Annotated in this window: 11 protein-coding genes; 5 read left to right on the top strand and 6 right to left on the bottom strand. The window is 37.4% G+C overall.

The window, feature by feature from the left end; genetic code table 11:
- Nucleotides 1–347 precede the first annotated feature (347 nt).
- Nucleotides 348–1,730 carry a phosphoglucosamine mutase gene (gene glmM / locus NBC122_RS04020; RefSeq protein ID WP_133439145.1) on the bottom strand — a complete coding sequence of 461 codons (1,383 nt, stop codon included), beginning with the start codon at nt 1,728–1,730 and terminating at the stop codon, nt 348–350.
- A gap of 255 nt (nt 1,731–1,985) precedes the next feature.
- Nucleotides 1,986–2,936 (bottom strand): isopenicillin N synthase family dioxygenase, encoded by a 951-nt coding sequence (locus NBC122_RS04015; RefSeq protein WP_133439144.1) that lies wholly within the window; start codon nt 2,934–2,936, stop codon nt 1,986–1,988.
- Between the two features lie 88 nt (nt 2,937–3,024).
- On the opposite strand from NBC122_RS04015, the gene menD reads away from it, so the two are divergent.
- Nucleotides 3,025–4,692, top strand: coding sequence for a 2-succinyl-5-enolpyruvyl-6-hydroxy-3-cyclohexene-1-carboxylic-acid synthase (gene menD, locus NBC122_RS04010; protein WP_133439143.1), 1,668 nt, complete (start codon nt 3,025–3,027; stop codon nt 4,690–4,692).
- 5 nt (nt 4,693–4,697) lie between these two features.
- On the opposite strand, the gene NBC122_RS04005 is transcribed toward menD, so the two are convergent.
- Nucleotides 4,698–5,324 (bottom strand): aminotransferase class IV, encoded by a 627-nt coding sequence (locus NBC122_RS04005; protein ID WP_133439142.1) that lies wholly within the window; start codon nt 5,322–5,324, stop codon nt 4,698–4,700.
- A complete protein-coding gene (locus NBC122_RS04000) occupies nt 5,308–6,285 on the bottom strand; it encodes an aminodeoxychorismate synthase component I (RefSeq protein WP_133439141.1) in 978 nt (325 codons plus the stop codon). Before NBC122_RS04000 ends, NBC122_RS04005 begins: the two co-directional genes overlap by 17 nt.
- A 56-nt stretch (nt 6,286–6,341) precedes the next feature.
- On the opposite strand from NBC122_RS04000, the gene NBC122_RS03995 reads away from it, so the two are divergent.
- The 4 genes from NBC122_RS03995 (at nt 6,342) to NBC122_RS03980 (ending at nt 9,309) form a co-directional block, all read left to right on the top strand.
- Complete coding sequence (locus NBC122_RS03995) at nt 6,342–7,064, top strand: hypothetical protein (protein WP_133439140.1); 723 nt, start codon at nt 6,342–6,344, stop codon at nt 7,062–7,064.
- 67 nt (nt 7,065–7,131) lie between these two features.
- Nucleotides 7,132–7,860 carry a beta-carotene 15,15'-monooxygenase gene (locus tag NBC122_RS03990; protein WP_133439139.1) on the top strand — a complete coding sequence of 243 codons (729 nt, stop codon included), beginning with the start codon at nt 7,132–7,134 and terminating at the stop codon, nt 7,858–7,860.
- Nucleotides 7,861–7,940: 80 nt separating this feature from the next.
- Complete coding sequence (locus NBC122_RS03985; protein WP_133439138.1) at nt 7,941–9,023, top strand: AI-2E family transporter; 1,083 nt, start codon at nt 7,941–7,943, stop codon at nt 9,021–9,023.
- Between the two features lie 34 nt (nt 9,024–9,057).
- A complete protein-coding gene (locus NBC122_RS03980) occupies nt 9,058–9,309 on the top strand; it encodes a DUF3820 family protein (RefSeq protein ID WP_133441050.1) in 252 nt (83 codons plus the stop codon).
- Nucleotides 9,310–9,313: 4 nt separating this feature from the next.
- Here the strand turns inward: NBC122_RS03980 and NBC122_RS03975 are convergent, their stop codons facing one another.
- A complete protein-coding gene (locus tag NBC122_RS03975; protein ID WP_133439137.1) occupies nt 9,314–11,443 on the bottom strand; it encodes a cation:proton antiporter in 2,130 nt (709 codons plus the stop codon).
- 3 nt (nt 11,444–11,446) lie between these two features.
- Complete coding sequence (locus NBC122_RS03970; protein ID WP_133439136.1) at nt 11,447–11,998, bottom strand: hypothetical protein; 552 nt, start codon at nt 11,996–11,998, stop codon at nt 11,447–11,449.
- Between the last annotated feature and the right edge of the window lie 48 nt (nt 11,999–12,046).

Genomic DNA, 12,046 nt, shown 5'->3' with positions numbered 1-12,046 from the left:
AATTGCTAAAATTACTTTGTAGTTTTTGAAAAAGTTTTTTCTTTTATTAATACTATCCTTTTTTATTTCCATAAATCTCAAGAGCACTTTTTTTGGGTTTCCCCTCTTTTATCTCTTGTCTAGATTTTTTAATTTTTTTTACAAAATCTTTACCCTAAAATTCTCCAGTCTCAACAAAATCCACTCCGACAGCTTTAAGAACAAGTACTGATTTTTGACAATTCTTTTTTATTTTCCGGATTGATTGAGATGATTGTTTTTTTAAATTTAAATAAACTTAATAATTTATATCTGAAAAATCAAAAATCTGCGGAAAACATCTGTCTTCGCACTTTATCTTTTCATTTTTAAATCAGACTTTTTATCTTTCCGATCATTTGATCTGCCAACTGATCGGCTTCTTCTTGTGTAAATGCTTCGGTATAAATCCTGATAATCGGTTCTGTATTTGACTTTCTCAAATGTACCCAATTGTTTTCAAAATCGATTTTCACGCCGTCAATGGTTGAAATTTCCTCATTTTGATACTCTTTTTCCACTTTAGTTAAAAGCTCATCAACATTAATATCGGGAGTTAACTCGATTTTCTTTTTACCCATAAAATAACTTGGATAAGTCGCCCGGAGGTCTGAAACCGTTTTGTTTTCTTTTGCCAAATGCGTCAAAAATAGAGCCACACCCACCAAAGAATCACGACCGTAATGAAGTTCAGGGTAAATAATTCCTCCATTTCCTTCGCCACCGATAACCGCATTCTTTTCTTTCATTAAAGTAACTACGTTGACTTCTCCCACAGCGCTTGCGAAATATTCGGAATCCAACGTACGCGCGACGTCTCTTAAAGCACGGCTCGAAGAAAGGTTAGAGACCGCTGCGCCTTTTTTATTTTTCAAAAGATAATCTGCAACAGCGACCAAAGTGTATTCTTCACCGAAAAGCTCACCGTTTTCATCCACCAAAGCCAAGCGGTCAACGTCTGGATCAACTACGATTCCAACATCTGCTTTCTCGGTTTTCATCAGTTCGCAAATGTCTCCTAAATGTTCTTTTAACGGTTCAGGATTGTGTGGAAAATGGCCGTTCGGTTCGCAGTATAATTTCACGACTTCGCACCCGAAATGTTCTAACAACTGAGGAATGGCAATTCCGCCGGTAGAATTTACAGCGTCTACAACGACTTTGAATTTTTTAGCTTTAATGGCTTCGGCATCAACCATCGGCAGATCCAAAATCTTTTGAATATGAATATCGAAAGCGTCGTCTCTGGTTTCGTATTTTCCTAAATCATCAACCTGGGCATACTCAAAATCCTGACTTTCTGCTAATGCTAAAACTTCGGTGCCATTTTCACCGGTAATGAATTCGCCTTTCTCATTTAATAATTTCAGCGCGTTCCATTGTTTTGGATTGTGCGAAGCGGTGAGGATAATTCCGCCATCTGCGTTGAGTTCCGGAACCATTACCTCAACAGTTGGCGTTGTAGAAAGTCCTAAATCTACCACGTGAATGCCCAAGCCCTGCAAAGTTGCACAAACTAACGAATTCACCATGGAACCGGAAATTCGGGCGTCGCGACCAACGACTAAGGTTAAATTTTTTTTGTTTTTATTATTTTGAAGCCAAGTCCCAAAAGCGGACGTGAATTTTACCACATCAAGCGGGGTTAGATTTTCATCAACTTTCCCACCGATGGTTCCGCGGATTCCTGAGATTGATTTTATTAAAGACATACGTTGAAATTATTTAATTGTGGTTCTTCATTTCAGCATTTTTGAGATGTCTGGAAAATGCTGTTTAAAACTTTGCAAAAATACGAAGATTTAACCACAGTTTTGCAAAATTTAAAATAACAGAAAACAGCGCCATTTTTGATTAAGTGTTTCAGGCTCCATTTTTATTGCACGGCTTGTGTTTGATTATTGAAGTGCCTGATCATAAAAAAAACGGACAAAATTGCCCGTTCCTTAAATTATCAAAAGATGAATTTATTTTTTGATCAAACCAAGTTCAATCAATCTCTCGTGCAGAAATTCTCCTGCCGTAGTGTCTTCATACAATTTCGGGTTGTTCTCATCCACACAGTTTTCTAATGCATTCAGCGGCATTTCGCTCACCGGATGCATGAAAAACGGAATGGAATAACGGGAAGTTCCCCACATTTCTCTCGGTGGATTTACCACCTGATGAATCGTAGATTTCAGTTTGTTATTGGTATGTCTCGACAACATATCGCCAACATTGATCATCAGTTCGTCTGGTTGTGCAATTGCATCGATCCATTCTCCATCGTGATTCATCACCTGAAGTCCTTTTCCCTGCGCGCCCATCAAAAGCGTAATCAAATTGATGTCGCCGTGCGCAGCTGCACGAACTGCATTGTCCGGCTCCTGCGTAATCGGCGGATAATGGATTGGTCTCAGAATAGAGTTTCCTTCAGCGACAAATTTGTCGAAATAAAACTCATCTAAACCAAGATACAAAGCCAAAGCACGCAAAACATAAACGCCGGTTTTTTCCAACATTTGGTAGGCTTCTTTTCCAACAACATTGAATTTGGGATTTTCTGTAACTTCCACATTATCCGGATATTCTGCTGCGTATTTTGAGCCGTTTTCCAGATACTGTCCGAAATGCCAGAATTCTTTTAAATCTCCTTTTTTGAAACCCTTTGCGGTTTCTTTTCCGAAACCTACATAACCACGCTGTCCGCCGATTCCGGGGATTTCGTATTTCTGTTTTGTTTCTACTGGAAGATCAAAGAATTGTTTTACTTCGCCATAAAGTTCATCAACCAACCGGTCGTCTAAGAAGTGACCTTTTAGCGCAACGAAGCCAATTTCTTCGTATGCTTTTCCGATTTCATTTACAAATTTTTGTTTGCGTTCCGGTTCACCCGAAAGGAAATCACGCAAATCCACACTTGGGATCTGTTTCATTTTGTTTGATTAAGAATTCGTTTGCAAATTTAAGTTTTTTTAGATTAAAATTTTAATTATCAGTAAATTTGCCACAATCCATTAGATTATGAAACAATTCTCGTCCAAACGAAGCATTCAGATTTTAGCATATTTATTAAAAGAATACGGAATTTCCGATATCGTTATTTCGCCCGGATCCCGGAATGCGCCGTTGGCCATTCACTTTTCCGAAATGGATGAATTGAACTGCTACAGTATTGTAGATGAAAGAAGTGCGGCTTTCGTTGGAATGGGAATGGCGAAAAGTGCGAAAAAACCTGTAGCAATAACCTGTACAAGCGGTTCTGCCGCCGCCAATTATTATCCGGCGATTACGGAAGCTTTTTATTCAAATACACCGCTTTTAATTTTGACGGCAGACCGACCTGTTGATTTTGTCGATATATTCGATGGACAAACCATTCGCCAGAAAGATCTATATCAGCAACATTCCTACGGAGATTTTCAGTTGTTGGAAGATTCAGAAGAAAATGCCGGGGATTATAATTTCGCATTAATTAAAAAAGCCATCGAGGTCTGTTTTGAAAAACAGGGGCCGGTTCATATCAATATTCCGCTGGAAGAACCTTTGTACAATATGGTTTCGGAACTGCCGAATTTTCCGCCGGTAGAAAAAACCATCCGAGAAACGGCTTATGATTTGCCTTCAAATATAATTGCAGAATGGAATACTTCTAAAAGAATTATGATTCTGGTCGGCACAAGAGATTATAGTGAAGAGCTGGAAATGCAGTTGTCGCAATTGGTTAAAAATCATACTGTTGTTGTTTTGAAGGAAGCCAATTCCAATTTGAAACACGATAAGTTTTTCGCACATATTGACCGCTATATTTTTAATTTTAATGAGGCGGATTTCACGACTTACGCACCGGATTTATTAATTACGGTTGGCCAAAATGTAGTTTCAAAAAAAGTAAAACAGTTCCTGCGAAAAGCGAATCCGAAATGTCACTGGCATATTGATGAGGTTTGGCACCCTGATACTTTCTTTGCCCTGACTGAAAAAATAAAAGCAACTCCTGAAAAATTCTTTGCTCAATTATTAAAGTTTGTTTCACTGGAACCTAGTCCATACTTCAACCTGTGGGATGTTCTGCGTGATAAAAGAGATTTGAAACACACGCAATATTGTGAGCAGACAAGTTTTTCAGATTTTAAACTGTTCGAACTGCTTTCTGCAAAATTACCGGAAAAAATCAATCTGCATATCAGTAATTCTTCTGCGATCCGGTATGCGCAACTTTTTGATTTTCAGAAAAATAATGTGTACTGCAACCGCGGAACCAGCGGAATCGACGGTTCCACGTCGACCGCGATGGGCTTTGCAATGAAATCGCAAGAGCAAACTGTTCTGGTAACGGGAGATATGAGTTTTTTCTATGATATCAATGGTTTGTGGAACAATTATATTCCGCCTTATACCCGGATTATTATCTTTAATAATGGCGGCGGAGATATTTTTAAAATTATTCCCGGACCGAGCTCGACCAATGCTTTGGACGAATTTATTTTGACAAAACATCATAAAAATACAGAATATTTAGCAAAACATTTTGGATTTGCTTATACCAAAGTTGATGATGAGGACACGCTTTCGCGGGTTTTAGATCACTTCTTTAAACAGGATGAGAAGCCGAAAATTCTGGAAGTTGACACTTCGGATATAGAAAATGCTGAGGTGTTAAAAGGCTATTTCGAATTTTTGAAATCGTAACGGAATTACAGTCCGATGTGTTCAGACTGTTTAGGTAAATTCTTTATTTTTTCTATCGGATAGCTGCAATTATCGTCCAGAGTATTCATTGCGTTAATGATTTGAAAATGAGAATATTCGCTCATGTTTTGCAGCGTAATTTCCGCTTCTTTAATTTTCTTCGATTGGAGTAAATGTTGTCTCTGAACTCCGTTTAATAAATAGGTTTTTGGCGTAAACCAGTCTTTCCCTTTTTTAAATAAAAGATTAGAATAGGAAGAATCGGTAATGTGATTGTTTTTTACGATGATGATTTCCGCGGCTTTCGATAAAATTTTCATCTTTTCGAGTTCTTTCCGATCCTCAAATTTGAAGGAATAATCATAGGAATTGTTTTCAACTAACTTAAAATCAGAAATTTCGGACATCGCATACGGGATCATCTGTGTTTTGTATTTCCCCGTCAGATCGTAGACGATTTTAAATTTATAAAGACCATCTTCATCATGTTCCAGGCTTTTATAAATCTCTTCTAAATTGATGGTGACTTCTTTGCCAAAATTAGAAAACGTTTCATTGACGCGTTTCTGATGTTGATCCAGTAAGAAAATCTGCTTGTCTTCTACTTTAATGCTTTCAATGAATTGGGACATAAATTTTATTTTTCATTTCTTGATATTCATCGGCAAAATTACTCAAATGAGTGATTCCACCACCACTTTTGAAATAAAGTTTTCCGTTTTCTTTTTCGATGAACCGGATCATCACGCAGGAATCCAGATTTTTACCGTCGAACCAACCGCAAACGCCAGTGTAGAATCCTCTTCTGTGATTTTCTGCTTCCAGAATGACATTTAATGTTTTTGGTTTTGGTGCACCGAGAATGGAACCGGCAGGAAGTAATTTTTTCATGATGCTTCCTGTTTTGTTTTGAAATTCGGCTTTCAGTTTGCCTGAAATTTCTGAACTCATCGCGTACAAATCTTTATTATTGGTTTGGATGAAATCGATTCGTTGAAATTCATTCACTTTCACTTCATCAGCAACCATGCTCAGGTCATTCCGGAGTAAATCGACCACTGTATAATGTTCGGCTTTTTCTTTAATGTCGTTTTTCAAAACTTCAGCTGCATTTTTGGTGGAGGCATCAATTGTTCCCTTCATCGGATGTGTAAAGATTTCATTATCAATAATTTCAACAAAAGTTTCAGGAGAAAAACAGACGAACTGATCGTGATAAAGAACTTTGTATTTTGCTTTTGACCGATGAAAAATTTCCGTTAAGGTGAGGTTGATTTCAATTTCGGTTTTGCACGTGTAATTGGTGAGGTATGAATTTCCCAGTTTCAGATTTTGCTGAACTTTATCAAATCCTTTTTTATAAATCTCTTCACTTTCTGGAAATGATTTTAATTGAATATTGGTTTGGTTCTCTTGTTGATCAGGGATATCTGTATTGTTTTGAAAATCAATATATAAGCTGTTTTTTATTAATTCGTTTTCCGTAAAAACCAGAACGTTCTCTACTAAAAAATCAACCATAAAAAAGAAGGGAACTTTCTTTTGGGAAAGTTCATCCATTTTATCAAAGTTGGGATGACTGTTTTTTAGCATTGGGCAAAAATACTCTTTTTAGGAGTTAATCTTTAGGTTTTGCTTATTTTTGCAGCATGGAAAATAATTACCCGCAAAAGGTCAGCATACAGAAGATTTTAAAAACGGCATTTACGTACTGGAACAGCACTTTATTTTATCAGTTGTCGTTTAGCTTGCTGTACTTTTCACTGTTTTTTCTGGGATATTTTTATCTCTTCAGATATTTTGGACTGTGGGATGAGGTGACCCAATACAGTGAATTGGTAAAAACCGATTTTCCGGCATTTAATAAAAAGATGGAAGAGATTGCAAAATTGCCGCAAACTCAAGGTTTCCTTTTAGGGATTTTCTTTCTTTTCGCTTTGTTAAATCCATTAAATGTGGGTTTTTATAAAATTTACAGAAAAATAGATCTTAAGGAAAAAGTAGGTTTGAATGATTTATTCGCAGGTTATCTGGGTTTTGATTTCTTCAAGTTTTTCGGATTTTACCTTTTTTGGATGATTGTCTTTTCTTATGCCAACTCATTAGTAATACTGGGGCTTGTCTGGATTATTCTCACCCTTTTCTCAATTCCTCTGATGTTTTTTATGAATGTAAATACCATTGAAGGCATTAAGTTAACTTTTAAAGGATTAAAACAGGATTTCACCACGATTCTTATTTCGGTGATGATTGCCGTATTATTTAGTCTATCCGGAATATTGCTGTTCGGATTTGGGTTTTTGCTCACCTTTCCTTTCTGGCATGCGATGATATATACTTTATATCAGCAGTTTTTTAAAGAAAATGAGTAGAATGTTTTGCGAAATTTTGACCATATAAATTTTTAATGATAAATTTGAGAACATTAAAAATAAAACTATGGATACTCTTGAAGAATTTGATCAGCCGACCGGACCCGAAAAATCGGCGGGCGCAATTATTTCCCATGCCTTCGAAATGTATAAAGGCGTATTTCTTTATGCAATAGCAGCGGTTCTTATTTCGTTTGCTGTTTCTCTCTTAGTGCAGCCAATTTCAGGCTTTAACTCTGCAGACATGATGGAAGAAATAAAATCTTCTGAAGGTAGTTTTCCAAATTTATGGTCGATACCAAGATTTGGGCTTTATTCCGGCCTTTCAGGTTTGGTAAGTTTGCTTTCTGCACCGCTGTATGTAGGGCTTATTTACATTACCAACAAATACAATTTGCAGGAATCGATAAGGTTCTCTGATCTGTTTATCGGATTCAGACAAAATTTTTTAAATATTATTTTGTATTCTTTGATAACCAGCATTTTGATGGTCATTTCAGCGATGTTGTGTTTTTTGCCGGTATTTCTTATTCTTCCTTTCTTTCTGTTAGGTTATCCAATTTTATTATTTGAAAACGCCAGTTTTTCGGAGGCATTGGGCAAGTCATTTTCTATTGCAAAAGAAAATTACGGAACATTTTTGGGATCGAGTTTTCTTGGGCTCTTAATCAGTGCTGCGGGCATTTTTCTATGTGGAATCGGAATTGTTTTCACGATGTTGTTTTATCTGGTAGTCATGTATTCCGCTTATTGTGCTTTCTGTGGTAGGCCACGACCAATCACGGTGAAAATTTAAATAAAACTTCGGTATTTTAAAGAATATCTGTACATTTGACAGCAGTGGTCTTAAACCACTGCTTTTTTTAATAATCAATTATGCCGAATAGAAAACATCAAATCAGTGAAGTAAAAATCAAGCAGTTTTTTTTGCTTGTGTTGATTGTTGTCCTTGCTGGATTAATCTGTTTTCATCTATCCTTATTCTTGCCGTCGCTTCTAGGTGCGATTACGCTTTATGTTATTACGAGAAAGTATAATCTGTATTTACAGGAAACGTTGAAGTGGAAACCCTGGGTCGCTTCAATGGTTATTATATTGGGAACGCTGGTGGTTTTGATTCTGCCTATCTATTTTATCGGAGGTTTGCTTATCGAGAAATTGGGGAATGCTTCGGTTTACATGGAAAAATTCAATATTTTCATCGATAAGATTCATGATTTTATTTATGCTAAAACCCATGTTGATATCCTGAGCAATGAAAATTTAACCAAACTTAAAGATAACGTCGCTAAATTTTCTACTGCGGCGCTAAGTGGTACATTCAATACTTTAACAGTTGTCGCTTCGATGTATTTTATCCTATATTTTATGTTGGAAAAGCCACTTCTTTTTGAAAAATTACTGAAAAGTTCAGCTCCTTTAAAGAGAGCAAACGTGAATTTATTGGGTGAGAAAATTCAAAAAATGGTTATGGCTAACGCAATTGGGATCCCGGTGGTCTCGATTGGACAAGGATTGATCGCCTTAATTGGTTATCTTATTTTTGGTGCTCCCAGTGCGATTTTATTATTTGCATTGACTTGTGTGGCCTCCATGCTTCCGATTGTTGGAGCTGCAATCGTCTATATTCCGGTTTGTATTTTCATGATTGCCGAAGGAAATGTAGGTCCGGGTTTAGGACTGGCGGTGTACTGTCTGGTCATTGTGGGATTAACGGATAATTTGCTGAGATTTACCTTGTTAAAGAAACTTGAAAATATTCATCCGCTTAACACCGTATTTGGAATTATTATGGGAATCAATCTTTTTGGTTTTATGGGTTTAATTTTCGGACCGATCTTAATTTCCATCACCATTTTATTAATTCAGGTTTACCGCGATGAATTTTCAGAAAACGACCGAGAGATTATCATGCCTGAACCGAAAGAAATTGAAAAGAAAATAGATCTAAGTATTTAATACATCTTTCCTAAAAATCATGATGATTCCTGAACTGCGCCCCGAAATATTACAAGAAATCTGTAAAACTGAAATGCCTTTTGGAAAACATAAGGGAGTTCTGTTGGTGGATTTACCCATCAATTATTTAGAATGGTTTCAACGCCAGGGAATGCCACCCGGAAAGTTAGGAATGCAACTTTCTACCATTTACGAAATAAAAATGAATGGCTTGATGGATCTTCTCACGCCGTTGCGGGGTAAGGTTCCACAAGCGCCGACCAAGAAAAAGGTTTTTAAATTTTAGTTTCTTATTTAAATAATTTCCCAACAATTTTCCCAATTTCTACAAAATCATCGGCATTAGCGATATCGCGCGTATCTTTCCTGTATTCTATTTCGTCTTCGTGAGCCGGAAATATCAACAGGAAATTCCGTTGGCGGAAATAAGTGTTCAGGTAATCCGGAACCAGCTGCATTTGCGGCTGATAAGAAACCATCGTGCGGTGTGCCATGAACAAAATTAAAGCGTCATCGTCCTTCATTTTATCAAAGAGTTTCGGCAACTCATTCCAGTCATTAAAAATAATAAAACTGGCGTCGATATTTACTTTCTTTTTAATTTTCTCAAGCATCGCAATGGTTGCATCGTTTCCGTAGAATTCTATTTTGGAACCAGAATTTCGCGCCAGATTCCAAACTTTTAATAATGCATGGAAAAAGTGAGGTTCCCTGGTGGCGTTTTCCGGCAAAATAACCACATATTTCTGAATAGTCGATGCAGGTTGTCTGGCATGATAAATCAGAATATTGGTGGCATTATTATTCAGGTATCCACTGTATAGATTATAGATAAATCCTGGTGAGAACCCTTTTTCCGCATCGATGCCGATCATTAAATCGGTGACCGAATATTCTTTAATCACATTGTTGGTTCCATCAATAACGTCAGTGTCATAACGGGTTATGGGCGTTATTTTCACATCTGCAGAAGCGCCGATTTCGACTGTTTTATTTAATAAAGTTTCTGCGTTTTTCTTTGAAGAGTCATTTTTTTCTTCATTGATAATATTTAAGACAAATAGATTTTCTGCCGTTTTTTTGGATTTAATCAGCAGGGCAAGATTGGTCATTGGATCTACGGTATTGAGATGGTTTACCGCCAATAAGATGTTTTCTCTTTCGGGATTATTGTCTGAAATGGTGTTTTCGTTATCAGCTTTTACCAACTCTTCCGCATGTTTCTGGGTTACAAAAGACGAAATTGTACACGAAATCAGGATGAGAAGAATACTTCCATTGAGAACACTTTCATCGAGTAATCTGATGGGTTCGCCTAGATATGTTTCACCGATGATGATATTGTAACCGACTGTTACTGTGGCTAAAGTAGCTGCCGCCGAAGCTGAACTCAGTCCGAAAATAATTCCGCCTTCCGGTTTGGTAAAGGAGAAGGTTTTCTGCGTCGCAATGGAAGCCAGATACTTTCCGCCAATGGAGATGGTAATCATTAGCAGGGCGACTTTGATGGTTTCCAGATCTTTGAAAAAGACGGTAACGTCAATCAGCATTCCTACACTTATCAGAAAGAAAGGAATAAAAATCGCATTTCCGACAAATTCGACGCGGTTCATTAATGAAGATGAATGCGGAATCAGTTTATTCAATGCCAATCCCGCCAGAAACGCACCAATAATCGCTTCGATCCCCGCCAGCTCAGCCAGAAGTGCTGCGAAATAAATCATGACCAATACGAAGATGTATTGCGATATTTTGTCGCTTACTTTTTTGAAAAACCATCGTCCGATGATTGGAAATCCTATTAAAACAATCAGTGCAAAAATGATGATTCCCACAGAAAGTTTGGTCCAGAATGCAGCGTTCACTTCTCCGGTTGTCATTCCCACAACGATTGCTAAAACCAAAAGGGCAAGAATATCGGTGATTACGGTACCTCCAACGGTAACATTTACTGCCCGGTTTTTAACAACTCCCAGCTTGCTGACCAAGGGATACGATATAAGCGTGTGCGAAGAAAATATACTGGCAAACAGAAAGGAGGTGAGCCAGTTATAATCCATAATAAAATGTGCCGCGGCGATTCCAATGATAAAAGGAATGATAAAAGTATAAGCACCAAAGCCCATGCTTTTGTATTTGTTTTTCTTAAACTCTGCCAAATCAATTTCTAATCCGGCGAGAAACATAATGTACAATAATCCGGTGGTTCCTGTGACGACAATACTGCTGTCCCGCGTGAGTATATTGAAACCGTTCGGGCCAACAACTGCTCCTGCGATGATGAGCCCCAACAGGTGTGGGACCTTAATTTTATTCAGTAAAAGAGGGGCCGAAAGAATGATGATTAAAACAACCAAAAACTTAAGAACCGGATCTTCTAACGGAAGATCGAATTGAGACACTTTTAAGAGAGTGAGCATATTTTAGTTTTTGATTTTTTCTAATTCTACAGAGAATTTCGAGATGCAGTTGTTGCCGGTAAATTCACGGCTGCCTTTTATTCTGCCCGTCGTCTGGTCAGACAGCTGTAAAGTAATGACGGACTGGTTGGTGGCCGGAGAATTGTTTTCTGAAGTTAATTTTAATTCGGAGCCGTTGTATTTCCCGGTATATATTTTTTCACCGCCGCTTTTATTCGTAATTTTCAAATGATCTCCGGTAAATTCCCAAAGGTCATTTCTCAGGTCGCCGATGACGTGTTCTGAGCAGTTAGACTCGGTGCAAATCATTTTGCCGTTCCACTTTCCGAGGATTTTTTCGGGAATTTTTACGGCATTTATCGTATCGGTTGGAAGGTGTTTTAAACTGTCGCGCAGCATTTTCAAAGCTTCATAATCCTGTTCTTTCTCAGCAAATTTCTCCTCCTTGATAAGAAGCGCTGCTTCCCGCTCTTTTATTTGGTTTTCCTGTCCCTGTTTATTACAGGAAGTCAGCATTAAAGTGAACGTAAACAAAAATAATATAAGGGATTTCATTCAGAAAAAATTTATGATTGACTTTAAAAGTATAAAAAAAATCCCGGA

Source organism: Chryseobacterium salivictor, from assembly GCF_004359195.1.
GTDB classification, from domain to species: Bacteria; Bacteroidota; Bacteroidia; order Flavobacteriales; family Weeksellaceae; genus Kaistella; species Kaistella salivictor.
The sequence above is the reverse complement of the archived record's forward strand: the minus strand, read 5'-3'. Positions and strand labels throughout refer to the sequence as shown.